The sequence below is a fragment of the Stenotrophomonas sp. 57 genome, from assembly GCF_030291075.1.
Taxonomy (GTDB): domain Bacteria; phylum Pseudomonadota; class Gammaproteobacteria; order Xanthomonadales; family Xanthomonadaceae; genus Stenotrophomonas.
The window spans coordinates 3,527,214-3,552,956 of record NZ_CP127407.1 but is presented as its reverse complement, the minus strand read 5'-3'; the positions used below and the strand labels follow the sequence as shown (position 1 = coordinate 3,552,956).

The following is a 25,743-nucleotide window of genomic DNA, read 5'->3' as shown; positions in this document are numbered from 1 at the left end:
CCATGAACAAGATCTACCGCAAACTCTGGTCCACCGCCCGGCAGTGCTGGGTGGTTGCCAGCGAACTGACCACCGCGCGTGGCAAGGCCGCACCTGCAATCCGCGTCGGTGCCAGCCCGATCCTGCTGGCGGCCCTTGCTGGTGCACTCGTGCTGCCAGGTGCACAGGCCTCGCACTTCCTGGGCTGCGACACAAGAGCCGGGGGCCAGCTGGTTCGCTGCGCGCCGTTCGCAGGACATACCGATGGCGTGAACTACGCCGATGCTGCCAACGGTAGCGAGAACTACATGGGATTCGGCGCGGGCAACTACACTGACGGTTCCTACTCGACCAGCTTTGGCAACAGCAGCTATGCCAAGGGTGACTACGTGGCAGTGTTTGGTCACGGCGCCCGTACTACAGACGGCTATTCGGCCGTGTTTGGTGCCCGTGCGCTGGGTGACGGGTTGGGCACCAGCGCATTTGGCAACGATGCCAAAGCGCGCGGAAAGAACAGCCTTGCTTTCGGCAGTGGCGCGCAGACGGCCGATGGTGGGGGGGAAGATCGCATTGCCATCGGCGGCGATGCCCATGCTGGCAACAGCGGCTATACCGGTGCTATTTCCATTGGTGGCAGGGCCAGATCGGCCTATGATGGTGTCTCCCTTGGCTTCCAGGCGAACGCACAGGCAGCTGGCGCCGTAGCACTGGGCAAGGGCGCGCAGGCGCAACAGACTGGATCGGTAGCCTTGGGCCGCGATTCGATAGCCACGCAGACCGACACAATCTCCGTTGGCAATGCAACGAAGAAGCGCAGGATCGTCAATGTCGCCGATGGCGCAGTGAGCAGCAGCAGCTACGACGCGGTCAACGGTCGTACGCTGCAGCGCGAGAAGGACACGCTGAACGCCAGCATTGGAACGGTGCGCACCGCTGCCAGCACCGCCAAGACGGCTGCCGACAACGCACGGTCGGTCGCAGACCGCGCGCTGGCGCAGGCCACCACCAACGGCTATGCCGTGGCCACGGGCTCGCCCATCACTGATACCAACAAGGCTACCGCCAGCGGCGACGTGTCGGTGGCGATGGGGCATTCGGCACGCGCCGAGGGTTTGGCGGCCGCCGCATTCGGCAACGGCGCAAAGGCGCTGGCCAACAATGCCATCGCCATGGGTAGCGTGGCCGAGGCCAGCGGCGCCCATGCCATGGCACTGGGTGGCAACAGCAAGGCGACCCACGACAATTCCGTCGCGCTGGGTGAGCGTTCGGTTACCACCGGGACCGACCAGATTTCGGTGGGCAACGCCACGTTGAAGCGCAACATCGTCAATGTGAAGGATGGCCGCCTGGCCGCTGGCAGCAGCGAGGTTGTCACGGGCAACCAGCTGCATGCCACCAACACGCAGGTCAATGCGGTGAAAGCCCGCTTGGACGCCGCTGCCGTGGCATTGGGCAGTGCCGCGGCCGCTGAGGGCGGTGGTGCAAGTGCCAGTGCCGCGCTCGGATCCGGCGCCAAGGCGTACAACAGCAACGGCATCGCGCTGGGTGCCGACGCACGTGCCAATGTCGATGCCGCAGGCAACAAGAGCACGGGCACCGGGGGCGTGGCGTTGGGCGCAAACAGCCGCAGCGGGAATGGGGCTGTCGCTGCCGGCCTGCGTGCATCTGCGGTTGGCGACCGCGCTGTGGCGATGGGTAACGGTGCTGCAGCCGACGCCACGCACGCCACTGCCGTGGGACACAACGCGGTGGCCAGTGCCAACCAGTCGACCGCAATCGGTAGGGAGTCAGCTGCTTCAGGTTCGTTCTCAACCGCACTCGGAAACATTGCCAAAGCAAGCGGTGCCAGTGCGGTCGCCTTGGGAGACCGTGCCCAGGCAACGCATGCTGGCAGTGTGGCCCTGGGCAATGGCTCAGTCACCACAGGCAACAACCAGGTGTCAGTTGGCACCACCACCAGCCAGCGGAAGATCGTCAATGTGGGCGATGGCGCGTTGAACGCCACCAGTACCGATGCGGTGACCGGCCGCCAGTTGCACGACACCAACCAGCGCATGAGCGGTCTGGTGAAGCAGGCATCGGCCAGCGGTAACCTCTACCTGGGTGCGGAGAACACCGGCAATGTACTGACGGTGAGCAACAAGGACGGCGGCAAGCGCTATCTCAATGGCGTGCAGAACGCCACGCTCAGCGCATCCAGCAGCGATGCCGTGACCGGCCAGCAGCTGTTTGCCACCAACAACAACGTAACCACCGCACAGAACACCGCGACGGCAGCGCGGACCGCCGCTGGTAACGCCCAGACCACGGCCAACTCTGCCGTGGCCAAGGCCGATGCGCTGGGCGGCTTGGTCAGCCAGGTGTCGGCCACGGGCAATGTGCGCCTGGGCGGCGAGAACACCGGTACTACCTTGGACATGCGCAACAAGTCCAATGCCAACCGCAAGCTGAGCGGTGTGGCAGATGCCACGCTCAATGGCACCAGCACCGAAGCAGTGACCGGCCGCCAGCTCAACACCACCAACACCAACGTGACCACGGCGCAGAACACCGCCACGGCGGCACAGACGGCCGCAGGTACAGCACAGACCACGGCCAATTCCGCCGTGGCCAAGGCCGATGCGCTGGGCGGGTTGGTCAGCCAGGTGTCTGGCAGTGGCAATGTGCGCCTCGGCAGTGAGAACACGGGCAATGTCGTGGATGTGGCCAACAAGAACGGTGGTAAGCGGCGGGTCTACAACATCGCCGATGGCGTGGTGTCGCGCGGTAGCACCGATGCGGTGACCGGAAGCCAGTTGTTCGCGACGAACGAGCTGGTGCGGGTGCAGGGCGAGACCCTGGCCGCGCATGACGGGCGCATTGCTGACAACCGCAACGAGATGCAGAAGCTGCGTGGTGAGTTCGACAACTTCGACCCGGATCTGGATGGGGTGGTGAAGTTTGATGCCGATGGCCATGTGGATGTGGCAGGCGGCAAGGTGAAAGGTGTTGCTGCGGGGGATATCAGTTCTGCGGGGAGCACGGATGCGGTAAATGGTGGGCAGTTGTTTGCGACGAATGAGCGAGTGGCGGCAGTGGAACGCAAGGCCGTGTTCCTGTCGGTCGGCTCAGGAGTGGGAGCAACCCCCGCAGTCGCAGGGCAGGCTGGCCTTGCTTTGGGGGATGGAGCCATTGCAGCAGTCAAATCGGATGGTGCTACTGCAGTTGGCAACTATGCAGAGGCGCTGGCATCAAATTCAGTTGCTGTAGGTCGAGCTTCCTTTGTGGACGAGCATGCTGACATGGGATTCGCTATGGGAGCACGGTCTCGAGTCTTGGAGAAGAATGGCGTTGCCATCGGTGCGGCCAGCGTAGTGGAGGTTGGGGCAGTTAACTCTCTTGCCCTCGGCAGCGAGTCTGTTGCTCGGGACGCAAACGCTGTGTCGTTCGGCAATGACACTTTGAAGCGAAGGCTGACTAATGTCGGTCTTGGGTTCAGATCGGACGATGGCGTCGTTGTCGAACAGCTTTCCGAATCAATCGCTGCGCTCGGTGGAGGGGCACGTCTTGATGGAGGTGGAAAGCTCGTTGCGCCTTCCTACAAAGTCCAAGGCGGGACGCAGAACAACGTTGGCGATGCTCTGGCGGCACTGGACAGTGCCGTCGTAACTGGTGGTGCACGCGTAGACCGCGTGGAGGATCAGCTCCGCTCAGTGTTCCAGGATAGGCCATCCGTACGCGCTGATGGCTTGGGCCAGCTCAACCTCTCCGGTGCCAATGGCATGGTGCTGTCCAACCTGGCTGACGGCCGCGTTGCAGCGGGTAGCCGTGATGCGGTGACTGGCAATCAGCTGTTTGATGTCAAGCAGGACATCGAGAGGAATCGTGCGGGTCTTGAGGACCTCCGGGCTGGTAGTGGCGGAAATCCGTTGTTCGGTTCCGTGTCTACAGCACAGGGGGGCGTGATCGACTTCGGAGATTCGCGCTTGACGGGGGTTGCTGATGGTTCGCTTTCAAGCGAAAGCCGCGATGTGGTGAATGGCCGGCAGCTGTTCTCGGCAAACCAGCGAATCGATGCTTTGGCCAGAGATCAGAAGTACGTCGCATTTGGCGATTCCTTCGATAAGGTGGCTGCGAGGGCTGGTCAATTTGCCGTGGCAATCGGTGATTCTGCGGAGGCATCGTTGAAGAGCGAGGGTGCGGTTGCTGTCGGTGCCTATGCTTTGGCTCGCGGCGAGAACTCTGTAGCGCTCGGCAGAGGCTCTCACGTCCACGAAAGCGCGGCGAGAGGATTTGCGTTGGGCGCTGAGTCGCAGGTGAAGGCGACAGGAGGTGTCGCACTAGGAAGTGGGAGCGTCATTGAATCCGGTGCGAACAATGCGGTGGCTATTGGCATTCTGTCCGTCGCCAAGGAGGCAAACACTGTGTCGTTTGGTAACGACGGCCTTCGCCGGCGTCTCGTTGGTGTCGCCAACGGCCGCAACGCCACAGACGCCGCCACCGTCGGCCAGCTCCGCGGGGCGCTCGCCTCGCTCGGCGGCGACGTCGACGCCAACGGCAACATCATCAATCCCACCTTCAACGTGCAGGGCGGCCAGCAGTCCACGCTCAACGATGCCCTGGCCACGCTCGATTCGGCCGTCATCACCGGTACCCAGCGCGTGGACCGCGTGGAATCGCAGCTGCGCTCGGTGTTCCAGGATGGCCCCTCGCTCCGATCCGATGGCCTGAACCAGCTCAACCTGGCCGGTGCCAACGGCATGGTCCTGTCCAACGTGGCCAACGGCTACGTCGGTGCCGGCAGCCGCGATGCGGTCAACGGCGGCCAGCTGTACTCGTTGCAGCAGCAGCTCAATGGCCGCGTGGATGGCCTGGAGCAGCGTCTGGACGGCCAGCCGCAGGCACCGCAGTCGCGTGCGCTCACCATCGCATCGGCTGATGCCGGTGCGCCGGCCGCCGTACCTGCTGCATCGCCCGAGCCGGAGACCCCCGCCACGCCGCCGCCGTCTGCCGCCGACAACAAGGTGGCCGACAACGGCGCGCCGCCGCCGCCCACCCCGCAGGCCGATGCACCGAAGCCGGAAGCGCCCACCCCGCAGGTGGACACCGCGGAGCTGGAGAAGATGCTGGCCCGTGCCAACGAGTACAGCGATGGCATCAGCCGCGAGGTCGACCGCCGCCTGGACAAGATGGACAGGCGCTTCAACCGCATGGCCGCGATGAGCAGCGCGCAGAGTGCGATGGCGATGAACACCGCCGGCTTGAACACCTACAACCGCCTCGGCGCGGGCGTGGGCTACAGCGAGGGTGAATCGGCCATGGCCGTGGGTTACCAGCGTGTGTTGAACGACAAGGGCTCGGCCACCTTCAGCCTCAATGGCGCGTTCACCAACAGCGGCGAACGTACCGTGGGCGTGGGTGTGGGCATCGGCTGGTAAGCCATGACGCCCCGGCGTGGTGCGCGTAACGAGCCCCGCCGCGCCGGGGCACTGGCCGAGGAGATGGCAATGTACGGTTGGGTACGTCGATTCATGAGCTACCGCAGCTTCTATCTGTGGCGTGCGCGGTACTACTACTACACCCGGCACCTGAACGGCTGGATGCTGGCCAGTCTGCTGTGCCTGTCCGGTGTGGTCATGCTGCTCTGGTACTACTGGCGGTTCACCAATGTGCCTCCGCCGCGCATCCACCCGCAGGCGGCCGCGTTGCGGGTGGAGGGCATCGGCAAGGAAGCGATTCACCGCATCGTGCTGGTGCGTCATGGCAGCAACACGCCCGGGCAACCGTATGTCACCGCGGAGGAGATCCGTGCCAGCACGCGGAGAACCATGCGGGTACGGCAGGCGATGGAAAGCGAAGTGGCGTGGCGGTTGAAGGCCAACCTGCTGGCGGACATCGCCGACTACATCGAGACCACGGGCGGCTGTGCGCCCTATCGCTGCACGCGTGTGGTGGACCACATCGCCTCCCTGCGTGAGGCGGCCGAGGAGAACGCCGGCATCAACCGCGCGCTGCAGACCATTCTGGATGGGCCCCACGATCTGGTGCCGAGCCTGGAAAGCAGCGATCGCCAGCGGGTGAAGAGCGGCTGGTCTGATTCGTTCAGCGATATCTATCACCAGGCGTGGTTGTTGAATGACCTGCAGACCATGCACGCGCAGATGATGGACGAGTATCCGAAGCGTGCCGCTGCACCCTGGCTGGCCGAATGGATGAGTGACCCCGAGCCGCTGCGCGGCACCGGATTGCCACTGTAGCGCCGAGCCAGGCTCGGCTGCTCTTCGGCCAGGCATCCGCACCATCTGAAGCACAATGCGGACCAACGGTTCGCACCCACCCAGGGAAGGTGCCGCTGCGCTCGCCGGCCAAAGGCCGGCGCGGCCGTCGTCATCCGCCGATGTACGCGGTGATCTCCGCTTCCGCCAGCACCTGCCGCAACTGCGCGACAGACGCGCGCCGCATCGGCTTCTCATCCACCGGCGACAACGGTGCCTGGCGCAGGGCGTCGTACGGCAGTACGGCCAGGTCGAAGGTCAGTTCCTCGGCACTGAACACCCACACCGGCACGTCCAGGCTGCGCTCGCGGTCCATGCGCAGGCGGCGTACCCGCGATTCTGCAGGAATGCCATGCTCGTCCAGGAAGCGATGCACGGCCTCCGGGTCGTCGCTGTGCAGGTGCAGCTGCACGGGGCTGTTGGCGTCGGCGGTGCCGTCCAGCACCGGGCCGGCCAGGCGCGGGGAGAAGCCGTGCAGGAACTCCAGCGCACGCATTGCAGCCTCGCGACGACGCTGCAGTTCGTTGCCGTGCTGGGGCCCGGAGAACAGCCGCTGGTACTCGCGCAGGGCGTCTTCGATCTCGGTGTTGCGGGGCAGGGAGGCATCGTCGTGGATGCCGAGCCGGCTGGCGGCCTTCAACTTGGCCTGGTGGTAGTCGCGGATGCCGCCTTCGGCCATCAGGCGGGCGGCTTCGTGGGCGAGGCGGTGGCGCCGCTCGCGGGTCTGGCTGGCAGCATGCTGACGGGCGCGGTGCATGCGATGACTCCCTGTTGCGACCTGGCTACAGACTAGCGCACGGATGTGACATCGGCGTGGGTATGACCAATGTTGCTGCTCTGGCAGGTGCCGACCAAGGTTGGCCGCTACCGGGGCAGGGCAGGCCGTTGATCCTGTGGAGCCGAGCCGCTCGGCTCCGGGCCCCGCGGTAGAGCAGCCGAGCATGGGCTCGGCTCTGCAAAGGCGGGGCCAACCAAGGTTGGCACCCGCCCCACCTGCCTCTTAGAAGATATCGAACGCGGCGGCGTCGGCCTGCGGCGTATTGAGGTTCAGGTCGTAGTCGGTCAGGCGGTCCATGTCTTCCACCTTCACCCACTCGGTCGCGCCGTTGAGGGTGGCCTGGACCATGCCGCTGGGCGGATCGTTCTGCGCGATCGGGGTGTCCTTCAGCGCGGTGCGCATGTAGTCGATCCAGATCGGCAGGGCGGCCTTGCCGCCGTATTCGCGGTAGCCCAGCGAGCGGAAGTCGTCGCGGCCCACCCACACGGTGGTCACGTACGGGCCACCGAAGCCGGAGAACCAGGCATCGCGGTGGTCGTTGGTGGAGCCGGTCTTGCCACCCACGTCCTCGCGGCCAAGTACCTTGGCCTGCACGCCGGTACCGCGCTGCACGACGTCGCGCATCATCGACACCAGCTGGTAGGCGGTGCGGGCGTCGATCGCGCGCGGGGCGGTGCGGGCGTCCGGGTTGGCCGGCGCGGCCGGGGTTTCGGTCTTGGCTTCGGCCTTGGCCGCAGCGGCCGGGTCCACCTTCGGGGCCGGGGCGCCGAAGTTGAAGCCGTCCACCACCTGGTTGACCGGCTGGTCGCTGCTGCCGGCGCACTCGCGGCAGGCCAGCGCCGGGTTTTCCTTGAATACCAGGTTGCCGTCGCGGTCGTTCACCTGGTCGATCAGCCAGGTGTCCACGCGCGAGCCGCCATTGGCGAACACGGCGTAGCCGCGGGCCACCGACAGCGGGGTGAGCGACGCGGTACCCAGCGACATCGACAGGTTCGGCGGCAGTTCCGATTCGGCAAAGCCAAACTCGCTGATGTACTTGCGCGCGTAGTCCACGCCCATGCCGTCCAGCAGGCGCACCGAGACCAGGTTGCGCGACTGCACCAGCGCTTCACGCAGGCGCATGGGGCCGCGGAAGCCGCCGCCGTCGTTCTGAGGTGCCCAGGTCTTGCCGCGGCGGTCGCGGAACACGACCGGGGCGTCGAGCACGATCGAGGCCGGGTTGTAGCCCTTGTCGAAGGCGGCCGCGTAGACGAACGGCTTGAAGCTCGAACCCGGCTGGCGACGGGCCTGGGTGGCGCGGTTGAACTTGTTGCCGGAGAAGCTGAAGCCACCGACCAGCGCCTTCAGCGCGCCGCTGTGGGCATCCAGCGAGACCAGCGCGGACTGGCCGCGCGGGATCTGGTCCAGCAGCCACTCACCTTCCTTGGCACCGGCCCGCACGCGCACGATGTCACCGCGCTGCACCAGCTTGCCCGGGGTCTTGTTGGTCCACTTGGCGGCACCGGCCGGCAGCACGATCTCGGTGCGGTTGGCCAGCACCACGGTGGCGCTGCCATCGGCGCCGGTGCTGGCGACGATCGCGGGCAGCAGGCCGGCTTGGCCGAACATGCCGCGCAGGTGCTCGGCCAGGGCGGCGGCGTCTTCACCGGGGCCCACCTGCACCTGCTTCTCCACGCCGTGCCAGCCGTGGCGGTGGTCGTACAGCAGCAGGCCGTCGCGCACCGACTGGTTGGCGGCGGTCTGCAGGGTGGAGTCGATGGTGGTGGTGACGTGGTAACCCTTGTTGACCACGTCACCGCCGAAGCGGGCGATCATTTCCTGGCGCACCAGCTCGGCCACGTACGGGGCATCGACCTGCACCGGCGGCTCATGCGCGGTGGCGTGCATCGGCACGGCCTTGGCCGCGTCGGCCTCGGCCTGGCTGACGAACTTCAGGTCGGCCATGCGCTGCAGCACGTAGTTGTCGCGGCGCTGGCGGGCACGTTCCGGGTTGGAGATCGGGTTGCCCGACGAGGGGAACTTGGGGATACCGGCCAGCGAAGCCATTTCATCCAGGTCCAGCTCGTTCAGCTTCTTGCCGTAATAGAACTCGGCGGCGGCGGCCACGCCGTAGGCGCGGTTGCCGAAGAAGCTCTTGTTCAGGTACAGCTCGAAGATCTCATCCTTGCTCAGCTCGGACTCGATCTTCCGCGCCAGCAGGATCTCGGCCAGCTTGCGGGTGTAGCTGTACTCGGAACTGAGGAAGAACTGGCGGGCCACCTGCTGGGTGATGGTGGAGCCACCCGGCACGCGCTTGTCGCTGGTGGTGGCCAGCAGCCACACCGCACGGCCGATGCCCATGTAGTCCACGCCGCCATGCTCGTAGAAACGGGCGTCCTCGGTGGCCAGGAACGCCTGCTTCAGCTTCTCCGGCACGTCCTTCATGGTGATCGGGGTGCGTCGGGTCTCGCCGAACACCGCCATCAGCTTGCCGTCGGCAGCATAGACGTACATCGGCTCCTGCATTTCCACGTCGCGCAGGGTCTGCACGTCGGGAAGCTTGGAGGACACAGCGTAGTACAGACCGCCCACGGCGGCCGCGCCGATCAGCGCCAGGACCAGGACAATCAGGAAGATCCAGCGCAGCCAGCGGCGGAGTCGAGTCATCGGGTTCAGATTCCGATTGCGAATTTCGTGGTCGCAGAGTATAGATTACGCAAGGTGGCGGCTGGGGTCGGCACCGGGGAGCGCAAGGGGAACAGTCAGGGGCTGCATCGTGAATCCGTGAGGAACTTCACAGCAGGGCCGTTGCCATTTGCTAAGAATACGTTATTAATGCTCGGACGCAGGTCTTGCGTCCAAGTGCCCGTCGGCAGGGGAGAAACCGTGGGGCTCATCCCAAAAAGTCAGTCGCCGCTTGTAGGCGTCGACATCAGTTCGACTGCGGTAAAGCTTTTGCAGCTGTCCCGCAGCGGCAATCGTTTCCGTGTGGAACACTACGCTGTGGAACCTCTTCCGCCGAATGCGGTGGTGGAGAAGAACATCGTGGAAGTGGAGGCCGTGGGTGAGGCCATCCGCCGTGCGATGAACCGTTCAGGCAGCAAGGCCAAGCTGGCCGCTGCCGCCGTCGCCGGGTCGGCGGTGATCACCAAGGTGATCCCGATGCCGGCCGAGCTCGACGAGAACGACATGGAAGCCCAGATCGAGCTGGAAGCGGTCAACTACATTCCGTACCCGATCGAGGAAGTGAACCTGGACTTCGAGGTGATCGGGGCGATCCCGAACAACCCGGAGATGGTCCAGGTGCTGCTGGCCGCGTCGCGTTCGGAGAACGTGGAACTGCGCCAGTCCGCGCTGGAGCTGGGTGGCCTGCAGGCCAAGGTGATGGACGTGGAGGCCTTCGCGGTCGAGAACGCCTACGCCCTGGTCGCCAGCGAGCTGCCGGTATCCATCGACGGCGTGGTCGCGCTGGTCGACATCGGCGCCACCATGACCACCCTCAATGTCCTGCGCGGTGGCCGCAGCCTGTACAGCCGCGAACAGGTGTTCGGTGGCAAGCAGCTGACCGACGAGATCATGCGCCGCTACGGCCTGAGCTACGAAGAGGCCGGCCTGGCCAAGCGCCAGGGCGGGTTGCCGGAAAGCTACGAGATGGAAGTGCTGGAGCCGTTCAAGGAGGCGACGGTCCAGCAGATCAGCCGCCTGCTGCAGTTTTTCTATGCCGGCAGCGAATTCAACCGCGTCGACCACATCGTGCTGGCCGGCGGCTGCGCCGTGCTGGGGGGGCTGCCGGAGATGGTCGAAGAACAGCTGGGCGTGCCGACCGTGGTCGCCAACCCGCTGGCACAGATGACCCTGGGCCCGAAGGTGAACGCCCATGCGCTGGCCCAGGATGCCCCCGCGCTGATGATCGCCACCGGTCTGGCGCTGAGGAGCTTTGACTGATGGCACGCATCAATCTATTGCCCTGGCGCGCCGAGCGGCGCAAGCAACGCCAGCGCGAGTTCTACGCAATGCTGGGCATGGCCGCCATCGGTGGCCTGCTGCTGTCGCTGCTGATCTGGTTCTACTACGACCGGCAGGTGAGCGGCCAGATGGACCGCAACACCTATCTGGAAGCCGAGATCGAGAAGGTCAAGGAACAGAACAAGGAGATCGACCGCCTCGATGCGCAGAAGGACCGCCTGCTGGCCCGCAAGAAGGTGATCGAGGAACTGCAGGCCAAGCGCTCGCAGATGGTTCACCTGTTCGACGCATTGGTGCGCACGATTCCCGACGGTGTGGTGCTGACTGCGCTGAAGCAGGAAGGTGACGTGCTGACCCTGGAAGGCCGCACCCAGTCCAATGCCCGCGTTTCGGCCTACATGCGCAATCTGGAGACGTCCGGCTGGATGACCAACCCGGAGCTGTCGATCATCGAAGCGCGTGACCCGGAGAAGGACAAGGACGGCAAGGCCGGCCCGCTGGCCGACACCAAGGCGCTGCCGTATGTGTTCGTGGTGAAGGTGAAGCTGCCGGCACAGAGCGAGGAAGTGGCCGGCACGCCAGGCCTCAATGCCGATGGCTCGGTTGCGACGGCCCCACCGGCGCCGGTGGCACCGCTTGCCGCTGGCCCGGATGCCGCCACGCCTGCCGTACCGGCGGCTCAAGCCGCTGGCCCGGCAGCGACCCCGGCGGCACCGACGCCGGCAGCACCGGCAGCGGCCCCTCCGGCGGCTGCCCCGGCCAAGCCGAACCAGCCGGCGGCACCGGCCGCACCGGCTGCCAAGCCCGCTCCGAGACCTGAGGGCAGCCGCCTGGCGCAGCCGCCGCAGGCCCTCCATGCCCCGCTGCAGGGGGATCGCGCATGAGCCAGAAAATCGATCTGAAGAACCTGGATTTCAACGACATCGGCAACTGGCCGCAGAAGGCCAAGATCGTCTTCTGCTCGTTGCTGGCCCTGGTCATCATGTTCGTTGCGTGGATGCTGCTGATCAGCGGCAAGCGCGAAGAGCTGGCCGGCCTGGAATCGAAGGAAACCGAGCTGCGCGCCGAGTTCTCCAAGCAGCAGGAACGCGCGGTGAACCTGGGGCCGCTGAAGCAGCAGCTGGCACAGATGGAGCAGGTACTGCAGCAGATGCTTCGGCAGCTGCCCAGCAAGACCGAAATGCCCGACCTGATCATCGACATCTCGCAGACCGCGCTGTCCAGCGGCCTGACCAGCCAGCTGTTCGAACCGGAACAGGAGCAGGTCAAGGAGTTCTACGCCGAGAAGCCGATCAAGCTGAAGATGGTGGGCAGCTACCACCAGTTCGGCGCGTTCGTCAGTGGCGTGGCCTCGTTGCCGCGCGTGGTGATCCTGACCATGCACGACATCAACCTGAAGCCAGCGGACAAGACCGGCGGCAGCGTGCGCGCCGGTGCGCTGGAGCTCTCCGGTACGGTCAAGACCTATCGCTATCTCGACGAAACCGAGGTGCAGGAACAGCAGAAGGCTGAAGCCGGCAAGGAGGGCAGCAAGTGATCCGTTCCTTCTTTGCACGTTGCGCAATGGTTGCTGCGGTGTTGCTGCTGGCCGCCTGTGGGCGTGGCGTGACCAGCACGCCGGGCGACGCGCCGAATCTCGAGAAGTGGGTGGAGGGCGAACGTGCCCGGCCGGCGCAGCCGCTGGAGCCGTTGCCTGTGATGCAGCAGTTCGAGACCTTCGAGTACTCCGCGCAGGGCCTGCGTGATCCGTTCACCGATGCCTGGACCAATCCGCAGGGGAATGGCGGCTTGCGGCCGGATCCGAACCGGCGCAAGGAGCCCCTGGAGGGCTTCCCGCTGGATGCGCTGGACATGGTCGGTACCATCGGTACCGGCGCCGGCACCGTGGCGCTGGTGATGGGGCCGGACAAGGTGACCTACCGGGTGCGCCCGGGCGGTTACCTGGGGCAGAGCGACGGGCGGGTCACCGCGGTCTTCGAAGACCGTGTGGAGCTGATCGAACTGGTGCCGGATGGCGCGGGTGGCTGGCTGGAACGGCCGGCAACGCTCTCGCTTGAAGATCAATGATCGTTTACTGGGGATAGCACGATGACCTTTCACCAAGCCAAGGGGCTGCGTCCCATCCGGCGCTCTACCTTGAACCGTGTCAGCGCGCTGGGAGTCGCGCTGATGCTGGCCTGCGCTCCGGCGCTGGCCGCCGCACCGGCGGAGAAGCCGGTGGGCACCACCGTCGCACCGGCCGCGGCACCCGCCGGCCTGTCGGTGGCCAAGATCGATTTCAAGCGCGGCGATGATGGTGCAGGCCGCCTGATCGTGCAGTTTGATGGCCAGGGCGCGATGCCGGACCTGCGCACGCAGGGCAACAGCGTGGTGGTGGACGTCGGCAACGCCCGCCTGCCGGCCAACCTGCAGAAGCCGTTGAACGTGGTCGACTTCGCCACGCCGGTGCAGCGCATCGACGCCAAGCCGTCCGGTGCCGGCACCCAGCTGGTGCTGAGCACCGGCGGTGCCGTGGAGTCGCTGGCCTACCAGAGCGGCAACGAGTACGTGGTCGAGATCAGTCCGCGGCAGGCACCGGCCGCCGTCGGTGCAGTCACTGCCGGCAGCGTCACCCAGGCGGCCAAGGCCGTCGGCCAGCGCGGCTTCACCGGCAAGCCGGTGACCTTCAACTTCCAGGACGTGCCGGTGCGCACCGTGCTGCAGTTGATCGCCGAAGAGTCCAACCTCAACGTGGTCGCCTCCGATTCGGTGCAGGGCAATGTGACCCTGCGCCTGGTCAATGTGCCGTGGGACCAGGCACTGGACATCGTGCTGCGTGCCAAGGGCCTGGACAAGCGACGCGACGGCAGCGTGATCTGGGTCGGGCCGCAGGCCGAACTGGCCAAGTTCGAGCAGGAGAAGGAAGACGCGCGCATCGCCATCGAGAACCGCGAAGACCTGGTGACCGATTACGTCCAGATCAACTACCACAGCGCGACCCAGATCTTCAAAGCGCTGACCGAAGCCAAGGGCATCGGTGGTGGTGGCGCTGGCGGTGCAGGTGGCGGGGGTGGTGGTGGCTCATCGCAGGAGGAAAGTGGCTTCCTGTCCGGCCGTGGCCGCATCGTCGCCGATGAGCGCACCAACACGCTGATGATCAGCGACATTCCGAAGAAGATCGCGCGCATGCGCGAGCTGATCAACGTGATCGACCGCCCGGTCGACCAGGTGCTGATCGAGAGCCGCATCGTCATCGCCACCGATACGTTCGCACGTGAGCTGGGTGCGCGGTTCGGCATCAGCGGCAGCCGCGACAACGCGTATTTCAGCGGCAACCTGGAGGCCAATGAGGCGACCCGCAAGTCGCAGGTCGAAGCCAATGCGACCAATGCCAAGGCGTATCGCGACTGGGTAGCCGGTGGCAGCACGGGCCCGGCGCCGGTCCCGGTCGGCTCGGCGATCACCCGTGGCCTGAACTGGGCCATGCCGGCGGCGTCCACCAACCCGGCGGGCTCGCTGGCGCTGTCGATCCTCAATGCCGGCTACCTGCTGGACGTGGAGTTGTCGGCCATGCAGGAAGAGTCGCGTGGTGAAGTGATCTCCAACCCGCGCGTGGTGACCACCAACCAGCGCGAAGCCCTGATCAAGCAGGGCAAGGAAATCGGCTATGTGACCATCAGTGCCGGTGCGGGCGGTGTCGCTACGCCGAACGTGCAGTTCAAGGAAGTGGTGCTGGAGCTGAAGGTCACCCCGACCATCACCAACGACAACCGCGTGTTCCTCAACATGCAGGTGAAGAAGGACGAAGTGGATCGGCTGATCCAGCTGGAAGGCTACGGCACCGTGCCGTCGATCAACCGCCGCGAAGTGAATACCGCGGTGCTGGTCGAAGACGGGCAGACCGTGGTCATCGGTGGTGTGTACGAGTTCACCGACCGCAACAGCATCAGCAAGGTTCCGTTCCTGGGCGACGTCCCGTTCCTGGGCAACCTGTTCAAGAAGCGTGGCCGCAGCAAGGACAAGGCCGAGCTGCTGGTGTTCGTCACCCCGAAGGTGCTGCGCGTGGCCAAGCAGAACTGAGCCAACGCCACCTGCAACACGAAGGAGGGCCGCCATGTGCGGCCCTTCTTCGTTCATGCAGGTAGATCCACGCCATGCGTGGATGGAATAGCCGTTCAGCCGTCCTTGATGCCAATCGCAAGGCACCCTGCGATGATGTCGGGAACCCGTGCCGTCCTGCGCCGGTCAAAGGCCCCCATGAACCTGCCACCGCCGATGCCCGAAAACGTCTCGCCGCCGCCCGCGCCGGCCACCTCCCGCCTGCATGGCGCCTTCAACCAGTTGCGCGACGCGCTGTCGGCCGAAATCGTCGGCCAGGCGGCCTTGGTCGAACGCCTGTTGATCGCATTGCTGGCCGACGGGCATCTGCTGGTGGAGGGCGCCCCGGGCCTGGCCAAGACCACGGCCATCCGCGCGCTGGCCTCCCGCCTGGAAGCGGAGTTCGCGCGCGTACAGTTTACCCCCGACCTGCTGCCGGCCGACCTGACCGGCACCGAGATCTGGCGCCCGCAGGAAGGCCGCTTCGAGTTCGTACCCGGCCCGATCTTCCATCCGATCCTGCTGGCCGATGAAATCAACCGTGCGCCGGCCAAGGTGCAGTCGGCGCTGCTGGAAGCGATGGGCGAGCGCCAGGTCACCGTTGGCCGACACACTTACGCATTGCCGCCGCTGTTCCTGGTGATGGCCACGCAGAACCCGATCGAGCAGGAAGGTACCTTCCCGCTGCCGGAGGCGCAGCTGGACCGTTTCCTGATGCACGTGCGCATCGGCTACCCGGACCAGGCGGCCGAATCGGAGATCCTGCGCCTGGCCCGCGAGCGCGCCCGCGGCGCGTTGGGCGAGGCCGCACCCGCACCGGAAAAGATGCCGATGCAGGATGTGTTCGATGCGCGCCGCGAGGTGCTGGACCTGCACATGGCACCGGCACTGGAACGCTATCTGGTCGAACTGGTGCTGGCCTCGCGCGACCCGTCGCGCTACGACGCCGGCCTCGGCCGCCGCATCGCGTGGGGTGCCAGCCCGCGCGGTTCCATCGCACTGGAACGCTGCGCGCGCGCGCGGGCCTGGCTGGCTGGCCGCGACTTCGTCACCCCAGATGATGTGCGCGCGGTGGCCGCCGACGTGCTGCGCCATCGCGTGCTGCCCAGCTACGAAGCCACCGCCGAGGGCTGGGACGGCGAGCGCCTGGTGCAGGAGCTGCTGGCCCGGGTGCCGGCACCCTGAGCCTGCGCATGACCGATCCGTCCCTGGAACCGGCGTCCACCGTCAGCGATGGCGACGGGCTGCGCCCACAGCTGTCCGAACTGGTCGCCCTGCGCCGCCTGGCGCAACGTCCGCCGCCGCCGCGCCGTGGCCGCGCCGGCAACGCTGGGCAGGCGCCATCGCCATTGCGTGGCCGTGGCATGGAATATGCCGAGTCGCGCGAGTACGTGGCCGGTGACGACGCGCGCCATATCGACTGGCGCGTGACCGCGCGCACCGGCCGTGCCCATACCAAGCTGTTCCAGGCCGAGCGCGAGCGGGTCAGCCTGATCGTGGCCGACACCTCGCCGGCGCTGTACTTCGGCACCCGCGTGCGCTTCAAGTCGGTACAGGCCGCACGCGCCGGCGCCGTCGCCGCGTGGTCGGCGCAGCGTCGCGGCGATCGTGTGGGCGCGTTGCGTGGCAGTGATCGCGAGGCACCGATCGCACCGGCGGGTGGTCCGCGCGGCGTACTGCGCGTGCTCGACGCGCTCACCCGCTGGTACGCGCAGCCGCCCGCCGACGATCTCGGCCTGGAGCGCGCGCTGGACCATGCCGCCCGCGTGCTGCGTCCCGGGGCGCGCATGCTGGTGCTGGCCGATCCGCAGCAGGCGGCGCGGATTCCGCCGGTGCGCTGGAGCGCGCTGGCCCAGCACCATGACCTCAGCCTGGTGCTGCTCGTCGATCCGCTCGAACTGCAGCCGCCCTCGGCGGCCCTGCAGTTCCAGGCCGCGCAGCAGCGCATCGGCCTCGACCTGCGCCGCAGCGACGTGCAGGCGCACTGGCAGGCGCACTTTGTCGAACCGCTGCAGGCACTGCGCCGCCAGCTCGGTGCACGCCGTGTCGACGTGCAGGTGCTGTCCACCGATGCGCCCAGCGACGCGTGGCTGGCAGCGTCACCGACCGAGGTGCCGGCATGAGTGCCACCCTGCCGCTGCGCGATGTGCAGCTGCCGCCGGCACCGTCGTGGTGGCCACCGGCACCCGGCTATCTGATGATCGGCGGCGTGGTGCTGCTGGTGGTGCTGGTGCTCGCTGTCATCGGATGGCAGCGCCGCCGCCGTCGCCAGCGTTGGTTGCAGGCATTCGACCAGGAACTGGCCACCACCACCGATGCCACCGCGGAACTGGCGGTGATCGCCGGCCTGCTGCGCCGCGCCGCGCGGCAGGCGCAGCCGGGCAGTGAATCCCTGCGCGACGCTGCGTGGTGGCAGCGTGTGGATCCGAAGGGCACGTTGCCCGATGCGCGGCGCAGCCTGTTGGCCGAAGGCGCCTATCGCCCCCGCGTGGACGCCAGCGAAGTGGCGGCCGTGCGCTGCTGGGCCCGCGAGCGCTACCTGGCGATGCTGCTGGAGCGCCGCCGATGAACCTGCTGGCAAGTTACTGGCCGTGGCCGGACCTGCAGCTGGCGTGGCCGCTGGCCCTGCTGGCGTTACCGCTGCCGCTGCTGATGCGCTGGTGGAAGCGTCGCGCCGATGCGGGTGCGGCATTGCGCGTGCCGTATGCCGCCAGCGAGCTGGAAGCGTTGTCCGGTGGTGGCCGGGTGGACGTGTCGTGGCTGCGCACGGTGCTGCTGTGGCTGGCGTGGTGTGCGCTGTGCATCGCGCTCGCGCGCCCGCAGCAGCTGGGTGAAGCCATCACTCCACCGCAGCAGGGCCGGCAGATGATGCTGGCGATGGACGTGTCCGGCAGCATGGGCGAGGGCGACATGGTGCTGGGTGGGCAGGCGGTCGATCGACTCACCGCCGCCAAGGCGGTGCTGGCCGATTTCCTCGACCGCCGTGTGGGGGATCGAATCGGCCTGCTGATCTTCGGTGATCGCGCCTACACGCTCACGCCGATCACCGCCGATCTGGCCAGCGTGCGCGACCAGCTGCGCGACAGCGTGGTTGGCCTGGCCGGCCGCGAGACCGCCATCGGTGACGCCATCGGTCTGGCGGTGAAGCGCCTGCGCAGCCAACCCGAAGGCCAGCGCGTGTTGATCCTGCTCACCGATGGTGTGAGCAACGCGGGTGTGCTGGAGCCGCTGCGCGCGGCCGAAGTCGCGCAGGCCGAGGGCGTACGCATCCACACGGTCGCGTTTGGTGGCGATGGCAGCATGCGCTTCCTCGGCATTCCCATTTCCGCCGACCAGGACCCGGTCGACGAGGCCACGCTGAAGAAGATTGCCAGCTTGACCGGCGGCCAGTTCTTCCGTGCACGCGATACCGCGCAACTGGCCGGCATCTATGCCGAACTGGACCGGCTGGAGCCGATCGCGGCGAAGGGGCCGAGCCTGCGCCCGCGCGAGGAACGTTATGCGTGGCCACTGGGGCTGGCAGTGTTGCTGGGTGCGTTGGCCTGGCTGTGGCCGGAGCGTCGCCGATGATCGCCCTCGCTTCGAATCTTCCCGACTGGAACGCGCTGCACTTCCTGCGCCCGGAGTGGCTGTGGGCACTGCTGGCGTTGCCGGTGATCGTCGCCGTGGCGTTGTACCGGCAGCGGCGCAGCGACGCGTGGCGTCAGGCGGTGGATGCACACCTGTTGCCGCATCTGCTGGCGGCCGGTGTGCGCCGTCGCGTGCGACTGCCGTGGGCGATTGTGCTGGGCTGGACGCTGGCATCACTGGCCATGGCCGGACCGAGCTGGCGGCAGCAGGCACAACCGATGTTCCAGCCCAGCGCACCGCTGCTGGTGGTGCTGGATCTGTCCAGCCGCATCACTGCCACCGACCTGCCACCGTCGCGCCTGCTGCAGGCACGGGCCAAGGTCGGTGAGCTCCTGCGCGCACGCAAGGGCGGGCAGGTCGGTCTGGTGGTGTACGCCGAAGATGCCTACACCGTGGCGCCGTTGACCGATGACGGCAGCAACGTTGCGCTGTATCTGGATGCCTTGTCGCCGGATGTGATGCCGCGTGACGGCCAGCGTGCCGACCGTGGCATCGACTGGGCCACGCGGCTGATGCGGCAGATCGCTGCACCGCAGGGACAGATCCTGCTGGTCACCGATCAAACCGATGGCGAAGCTGCGCTGGCTGCAGCGCAGGCGCGCGGTCTTGGCCTGCAGGTGTCGGTACTGGGCCTGGGCACGCCCGCGGGCGCGGCCTACCGTGATGGCAGTGGGCAGATCCGCCAGGCCGCGCTGGATGAAGGCAGCCTGCGCGCGGTGGCCACCGCAGGCGGCGGCCGCTATGTGCGCATCGCCGCCGATGACAGTGACCTGCGCGCGCTGGGCGTGCTTGATGCGCGCGAAGGCAGCGCCGCGCAGCGGCCCGGCGAGGGCAAGCAGTGGCGCGATGAAGGGTTCTGGCTGCTGCCACCGGTGATGCTGCTGGCGCTGCTGGCCTTCCGACGCCGCGCGGTGCTGGCGGCGCTGCTGGCGGTGGGCCTGCTGCCGTGGATGAGTGACGTGCACGCGCAGATGCCTGCGGCGCCCGCCTCGCCGCCGGTGCAGGGCTCGCTGTGGAAGCGTGCCGACCAGGTACAGCACCAGCGTTTGGCCGAAGGCGTGCAGGCCTACCGTAACGGCCACTTCGCCACCGCGCGCAGGCAGTTCGAAGGCATCGACAGCGATGCCGGTTGGTATAACCTCGCCAACACGCTGGCGCGCCAGGGCAACTACGACGACGCGATCGCCGCTTACGATCGCGCACTCGCGCTGCATCCCGGCATGGCCGATGCGGTTGCCAATCGTGCGGTGGTCGATGCCGCGCGCAAGCGCAAGCCCCCGGGTGGCAAAGGCCAGGATCAGCAGAAGCCACCGCAGAACGGGCAGCAGAAGCAGCAGAACGATCCGCAGGGCCAGCAGAATCCGCAAGGCCAGCAGCCGCAGCAGGGCCAGAGAGACCCCGGGCAGGGCCAGCCTTCGCCGGGTCAGCAGGGCCAGCCCAAGCCGGGTGACGACAGCACGCAATCGAAGCCGCAGTCTGGCGAACGCAGCCGCGATGGCCAGCAGGCGCCGCCGCAGGTCGAGGATGCCAAGGCCCAGGCGCAGGCCGATGAGCAGCAGCGCCAGCGCATGCAGCAGGCGATGCAGCAGGCGCGCGAAGGCGAAGCGGACAAGGACGGCAAGCCAGTGCCGGCCGGTGACGGCCGCACACCGCGCCAGCGCGAAGAACAACAGGCCGTGGAGGCCTGGATGCGACGTGTGCCGGATGATCCGGGTGCGTTGCTGCGGGCCAAGTTCCAGCTGGAAAACGAACGCAGGAAGAGGGAAGGGCGATGACGCGGGCGATCAACATGCACGGGCACTGGCCACGGCGGGTGCTGGCAACACTGCTGTTGTGGCTGCCATTGCTGGCCTGGGCGCAACCGCGCGCCTGGCTCGACCGCGACCGCATCGCGATGGGCGATACGGTCACCCTCAATGTCGAGAGCGACCAGGGCGCGCCGGACTTCACGCCGCTGCGCACCGACTTCGACCTCAGCGGGCAGACCAGCAGCCGCCAGGTGGAGTGGAGCAACGGCAGCATGCAGCAGCGCAATCTGTATGGCGTAGCGCTGACGCCGCGACGCAGCGGCGCGCTGGTGGTGCCTGGCCTGCAGGTCGGCAGTGTGCGCACCGCGCCGCTGACCCTGCAGGTGGACGCCGCTGCCGTCGCCGGCCCTGACAGCAATGCGATGGCCTTCATCGAGACCGTTGTCGACGATGAGACGCCCTATGTGCAGCAGAGCGTGGGCGTGGTGGTACGGCTGTACTTCGCATCGCAGCTGGCGTCGGGTGAACTGGTGCTGGATACCCCGGCCGGTGCGTCGTTGCAGCGGGTGGGTGATGACCGCACCGACGTGCGGCAGGTCAATGGCCGCCGCTACAACGTGGTCGAGCGGCGCTTCCTGCTGATTCCTGAGCGCAGCGGTGCACTTCGGCTGGCCGGTGCGCGTTTCAGTGGGCGCAGTGCCGGTGGCTTCTTCGACGACTTCTTTGGCGGCGGCGACGGGCGGATGAATGCCACCGGCGCCGACCGCACGTTGCAGGTACAGGCACAGCCGGCACAGGCGCCGCAGCCGTGGCTGCCGTTGCAGGGCCTGCAGCTGCGCTACACCAGTGCACCGACCAGCGCCCGTACGGGCGAAGCGGCCAATGTGGTGGTCGAAGCGATTGCCGAAGGGGCGACCCGCGCGCAGTTCACCGACCTGCCGGTGCCCGACGTCGGCAGCGCCGCACAGGTGTTCGCCGAACCGGCGCAGTACGAAGAGACCTTCAACGGCAGCACGCCGCGGCTGAAGATCACCCGCCGTTATTCGATCGTGCCGCGCCAGCCGGGTTCGCTGGTGGTGCCGGGGCCGCGCCTGCCGTGGTGGGATGTTCGTGCGGGCAAGCCACAGGAAGCGAAGCTGCCGGACCTGACACTCGCCGTCGCAGCCGGTAATGGCGGCGGCAGTGCTTCACCTGCGCCGCTGCCGCCGATCGACACCGATGCCGCGCTGCCGGGGGGCGATGGCCAGGACAGCCGTATCGCGGCCACCGATCCGCGCGCCAGCGGCCTGGCCGAGCGTCCGTGGCCATGGATGGGCGCCACCATCGGCCTGGCGATGCTGTGGCTGCTGACCCTGCTGTGGGGCTGGCAGCGTGGCCGCCGCCCCCGTGAAACTGCGCCGGTGGCAGGCACGCCGGCTGTGCCGACTGTGGCGAGCGGACGTGCCGGCCTGGCCGACCTGCGCCGCGCACTGGATGGCGAAGGCTTCGATCAGGTAGAAGCGCAGTTGTGCGCGATGGCCGGTGTTGAGCGCATCGAGCAGGTCATCGCGCGGTTGGATGACCCGGCCCAGCGCCAGGTGCTGCAGGACCTGCAGCAGGCCCGCTGGGGCGGGCAGGGCGATCTGGCATCGCTGCGTTCGCGTCTGCGCGAGGTCTTCCGTGACGGACCGCACTGGTCGGCAGCTGCCGGCCCCGCCGACACTGGCCTGGCGCCGCTGTATCCACCGCGGCGAACCTGAACCGGCGTCGCTTGCGCGCTTTGTTAGAGTGCATTCATTTTTCGAGGAAACCCGCGTATGACAGCAGCTGCTGCCGACAAGAAGAAGTTGCCCCTGCATTGGAAGATGGGCATCGGCTTTGCGATCGGCCTGGTCCTGGGACTGATCGTGCACGCCCTGGGCGGCAGCGTCGATGGTCTGCAGGCCGGTGCCAAGTGGGTCATGGACTACGTCACCACCCCGGCGTCGGGCCTGTTCCTCAACCTGATCTTCATGCTGATCGTGCCGCTGATCTTCTCGGCGCTGATCATGGGCGTGTCGGAGATGGGCGACATCCGCGCCCTCGGCCGCATCGGCTGGAAGACCCTGGCCTACACCGTGCTGCTGTCCGGCATCGCCGTGGGCATCGGCCTGGTGCTGGTGAACGTGCTCAAGCCCGGCGCGGGCGTCGACCCGCAGACCGCGGCGCTGATGCTGTCGGAGAACGCCGAGCGCAGCAAGGAGATCGTGGCTGGCATCCATGGCACGCCGAAGGGCATGGACATGCTGCTGTCGATCGTACCGAGCAACGTGCTGCAGGCGGCGTCGGACAACGGCGCGATCCTGTCGCTGATGTTCTTCGCGCTGATGTTCGGTATCGGCATGGTGCTGACCGACAACGAGAAGGTCGCCCCGCTGCGTCGCGCCATCGAAGGCGTGTTCGAAATCTCGATGACCCTGATCAACCTGGTCATCCGCCTGGCCCCGTACGCGGTGGCCTGCTTCATGTTCAACCTGGCCGCACTGTTCGGCTTCGAGCTGATCATCCGCCTCGGTGCCTACGTGGGCGTGGTGGTGCTGGCGCTGGGCCTGCACATGATCGTGACCTACGGCACCGCCGTGTGGCTGTCCGGCCGTTCGCCGCTGTCGTTCTTCCGCGATACCCAGGAAGCGACGGTGATGGCGTTCTCCACCGCCTCCAGCAACGCGACCCTGCCGACCGCGTTGCGCGTGGCCGACCAGATGGGCCTGCCGCAGCGCGTGTCGCGCTTCGTGCTGACCGTGGGCGCCACCGCCAACCAGAACGGCACCGCGCTGTTCGAGGGCGTGACGGTGATCTTCCTGGCCCAGTTCTTCGGCGTGGACCTGAGCATCGGCCAGCAGTTCATGGTGATGGCGGTCTGCATCCTCGGTGGCATCGGTACCGCTGGCGTGCCATCCGGCTCGCTGCCGGTGGTGGCGATGATCTGCGCCATGGTGGGCGTGAACCCGCTGGGCATCGGCCTGATCCTGGGCGTGAACCACTTCCTGGACATGTGCCGTACCGCACTGAACGTGACCGGCGACCTGGCCCTGACCACCCTGGTGGCCAAGGGCGAGCCGCACGACGGCCCGGCGCTGGCACCGCACCAGGACTGAGCCGGGCGCCACTGCTGGCGACCCGATCGGGGTCGGATCCCATTCCGCACGGAATGGGCTCCGACCCCTTTTCACATGCGGCATCGAGCGGAAATCCTCACGTTGCCGTCCAGCGGCCGCCACGACCGGGCAGAGTGGGCTGACCCCCCGCCCGGCGACTATGGGACAATAGGCCGCCCGCACGTCCGCGGCCGCCTCCCGATTCCGACAGAACCATGACGCAGCCTACCCGTCGCCAGTTGGCCAACGCCATCCGCTTCCTTGCCGCCGATGCGGTTGAAACCGCAAAGTCCGGCCACCCCGGCATGCCCATGGGCATGGCCGACATCGCCGAAGTCCTCTGGAACGACTACCTCCGCCATAACCCGAGCAATCCGCACTGGTTCAACCGCGACCGTTTCGTGCTGTCCAACGGCCACGGTTCGATGCTGCAGTACGCGCTGCTGCACCTGAGCGGTTACGACCTGCCGATCGAGCAGCTGAAGCTGTTCCGCCAGCTGGGCAGCCACACCGCCGGCCACCCGGAACGCCACGAGACCCCGGGCGTGGAAACCACCACCGGCCCGCTGGGCCAGGGTTTCGCCAATGCCGTGGGCTTCGCCCTGGCCGAGAAGCTGCTGGCACAGCGCTTCAACCGCCCGGAGCTGGAAGTGGTCGACCACCGCACCTGGGTGTTCATGGGCGATGGCTGCCTGATGGAAGGCGTGTCGCATGAAGCCGCGTCGCTGGCCGGCACCTGGGGCCTGCACAAGCTGGTCTGCTTCTGGGACAACAACCACATCTCCATCGACGGCAATGTCGAGGGCTGGTTCACCGACAACACCCCGGAGCGTTTCGAAGCCTATGGCTGGAACGTGGTCCGCGACGTCGACGGCCATGATCCGGAAAGCATCAAGGCCGGCATCGAGGCCGCGCTGTCGCAGAGCGACAAGCCGACCCTGATCTGCTGCCGCACCACCATTGGTTTTGGTTCGCCGAACAAGGCGGGCAAGGAATCCAGCCACGGCGCGCCGCTGGGCAAGGACGAGCTGGAAGCCACCCGCAAGCAGCTGGGCTGGGAATACGGTCCGTTCGAGATCCCGCAGGCGATCTACGACGGCTGGCGCGCCAATGGCGCCGGCACCCTGCGCCAGGCCGAGTGGGAACAGCTGTTCGACAAGTACGCCAGCCAGTACCCGGCCGAAGCGGCCGAACTGACCCGTCGCTCGCACGGCGAACTGCCGGCCGACTTCGTGGCCAAGGCCGATGCCTACATCGCCCAGGTGGCCGCTGAAGGCCCGACGATCGCCTCGCGCAAGGCCTCGCAGCTGGCCATCGAAGCCTACGCCCCGCTGCTGCCGGAAATCGTCGGCGGCTCGGCTGACCTGGCGCACTCCAACCTGACGCTCTGGAAGGGCAGCACGTCGGTCGCCAGCGACGACGCCAACGCCAACTACGTGTACTACGGCGTGCGCGAGTTCGGCATGACCGCCATTGCCAACGGCCTGGCCCTGCACGGTGGCTTCATTCCGTTCGACGCCACCTTCCTGGTGTTCAGCGACTACGCCCGCAACGGCGTGCGCATGAGCGCGCTGATCCCGGCCCATGCCATCCACGTCTACACCCACGACTCGATCGGCCTGGGCGAAGACGGCCCGACCCACCAGCCGGTGGAGCACCTGGCCTCGCTGCGCTACATCCCGAACAACGACGTGTGGCGCCCGTGCGACGCCGTTGAATCGGCAGTGAGCTGGAAGGCCGCGATCACCCGCCAGGACGGCCCGAGCTGCCTGGTGTTCAGCCGCCAGAACCTGCCGCACCAGCCGCGCAACGCCGAGCAGATCGCCCAGATCGAGCGCGGTGGCTATGTGCTGGCCGATGCCGCCGGTACCCCGGACGTGATCCTGATCGCCACCGGTTCGGAAGTCTCGCTGGCCACCGAAGCCAAGGCCCAGCTGGATGCGGCCGGCCTCAAGACCCGCGTGGTCTCGATGCCGTCCACCGACGTGTTCCTGCGCCAGGATGCGGCCTACCGTGAATCGGTGCTGCCCAACGCCGTGCGCAAGCGCGTGGCGGTGGAAGCCGGCGTGACCGGTTTCTGGCGCCAGTTCGTCGGCCTGGACGGCGCGGTGATCGGCATCGACACCTTCGGTGCTTCGGCCCCGGCCGACCAGCTGTACAAGCACTTCGGCATCACCACCGCCCACGTGGTGGAAGCGGCCAAGGCGCTGTAAGCA

17 protein-coding genes are annotated in these 25,743 nt (G+C 67.1%); 15 read left to right on the top strand and 2 right to left on the bottom strand.

Annotation, left to right across the window (positions count from 1 at the left end; all coding sequences use genetic code 11):
- Nucleotides 1–2: 2 nt before the first annotated feature.
- Both QP512_RS16345 and QP512_RS16340 read left to right on the top strand, forming a co-directional pair.
- Entirely contained in the window at nt 3–5,396 is a 5,394-nt protein-coding gene (locus QP512_RS16345) for an ESPR-type extended signal peptide-containing protein (protein WP_286069692.1), read from the top strand.
- Nucleotides 5,397–5,465: 69 nt separating this feature from the next.
- Complete coding sequence (locus QP512_RS16340; RefSeq protein ID WP_286069691.1) at nt 5,466–6,215, top strand: hypothetical protein; 750 nt, start codon at nt 5,466–5,468, stop codon at nt 6,213–6,215.
- Between the two features lie 130 nt (nt 6,216–6,345).
- On the opposite strand, the gene QP512_RS16335 is transcribed toward QP512_RS16340, so the two are convergent.
- Both QP512_RS16335 and QP512_RS16330 read right to left on the bottom strand, forming a co-directional pair.
- A complete protein-coding gene (locus tag QP512_RS16335; protein ID WP_049432633.1) occupies nt 6,346–6,990 on the bottom strand; it encodes a hypothetical protein in 645 nt (214 codons plus the stop codon).
- Between the two features lie 243 nt (nt 6,991–7,233).
- Entirely contained in the window at nt 7,234–9,657 is a 2,424-nt protein-coding gene (locus QP512_RS16330) for a penicillin-binding protein 1A (RefSeq protein ID WP_286069690.1), read from the bottom strand.
- A gap of 219 nt (nt 9,658–9,876) precedes the next feature.
- Between QP512_RS16330 and QP512_RS16325 the strand changes: the two genes are divergently transcribed.
- From QP512_RS16325 to tkt, 13 genes are all read left to right on the top strand, one after another.
- Complete coding sequence (locus tag QP512_RS16325; RefSeq protein ID WP_005410860.1) at nt 9,877–10,935, top strand: pilus assembly protein PilM; 1,059 nt, start codon at nt 9,877–9,879, stop codon at nt 10,933–10,935.
- Nucleotides 10,935–11,840, top strand: coding sequence for a PilN domain-containing protein (locus QP512_RS16320; RefSeq protein WP_286069688.1), 906 nt, complete (start codon nt 10,935–10,937; stop codon nt 11,838–11,840). The genes QP512_RS16325 and QP512_RS16320 overlap by 1 nt, the downstream gene beginning before the upstream one ends.
- The gene (pilO, locus tag QP512_RS16315; protein ID WP_286069687.1) at nt 11,837–12,493 is read left to right on the top strand and encodes a type 4a pilus biogenesis protein PilO; all 657 of its coding nucleotides are present in this window, start codon (nt 11,837–11,839) and stop codon (nt 12,491–12,493) included. Before QP512_RS16320 ends, pilO begins: the two co-directional genes overlap by 4 nt.
- Nucleotides 12,490–13,023: a pilus assembly protein PilP gene (locus tag QP512_RS16310; RefSeq protein WP_286069686.1), complete on the top strand. Its 534-nt coding sequence runs from the start codon at nt 12,490–12,492 to the stop codon at nt 13,021–13,023. Before pilO ends, QP512_RS16310 begins: the two co-directional genes overlap by 4 nt.
- Before the next feature lie 21 nt (nt 13,024–13,044).
- Nucleotides 13,045–15,015, top strand: coding sequence for a type IV pilus secretin PilQ family protein (locus QP512_RS16305; protein ID WP_286069685.1), 1,971 nt, complete (start codon nt 13,045–13,047; stop codon nt 15,013–15,015).
- A gap of 177 nt (nt 15,016–15,192) precedes the next feature.
- Nucleotides 15,193–16,218 (top strand): MoxR family ATPase, encoded by a 1,026-nt coding sequence (locus tag QP512_RS16300; RefSeq protein WP_286069684.1) that lies wholly within the window; start codon nt 15,193–15,195, stop codon nt 16,216–16,218.
- Nucleotides 16,219–16,226: 8 nt separating this feature from the next.
- A complete protein-coding gene (locus QP512_RS16295; protein WP_286069682.1) occupies nt 16,227–17,156 on the top strand; it encodes a DUF58 domain-containing protein in 930 nt (309 codons plus the stop codon).
- Nucleotides 17,153–17,602, top strand: coding sequence for a DUF4381 family protein (locus QP512_RS16290; RefSeq protein WP_286069681.1), 450 nt, complete (start codon nt 17,153–17,155; stop codon nt 17,600–17,602). The genes QP512_RS16295 and QP512_RS16290 overlap by 4 nt, the downstream gene beginning before the upstream one ends.
- Entirely contained in the window at nt 17,599–18,603 is a 1,005-nt protein-coding gene (locus QP512_RS16285; protein WP_286069680.1) for a VWA domain-containing protein, read from the top strand. Before QP512_RS16290 ends, QP512_RS16285 begins: the two co-directional genes overlap by 4 nt.
- Nucleotides 18,600–20,438 (top strand): VWA domain-containing protein, encoded by a 1,839-nt coding sequence (locus QP512_RS16280; protein ID WP_286069679.1) that lies wholly within the window; start codon nt 18,600–18,602, stop codon nt 20,436–20,438. The genes QP512_RS16285 and QP512_RS16280 overlap by 4 nt, the downstream gene beginning before the upstream one ends.
- On the top strand, nt 20,435–22,150 hold the full coding sequence (locus QP512_RS16275; protein ID WP_286069678.1) for a BatD family protein: 1,716 nt from the start codon (nt 20,435–20,437) through the stop codon (nt 22,148–22,150). Before QP512_RS16280 ends, QP512_RS16275 begins: the two co-directional genes overlap by 4 nt.
- 57 nt (nt 22,151–22,207) lie before the next feature.
- Nucleotides 22,208–23,527: a dicarboxylate/amino acid:cation symporter gene (locus QP512_RS16270; protein ID WP_286069676.1), complete on the top strand. Its 1,320-nt coding sequence runs from the start codon at nt 22,208–22,210 to the stop codon at nt 23,525–23,527.
- Between the two features lie 215 nt (nt 23,528–23,742).
- Nucleotides 23,743–25,740: a transketolase gene (tkt, locus tag QP512_RS16265; protein ID WP_286069674.1), complete on the top strand. Its 1,998-nt coding sequence runs from the start codon at nt 23,743–23,745 to the stop codon at nt 25,738–25,740.
- Nucleotides 25,741–25,743 lie beyond the last annotated feature (3 nt).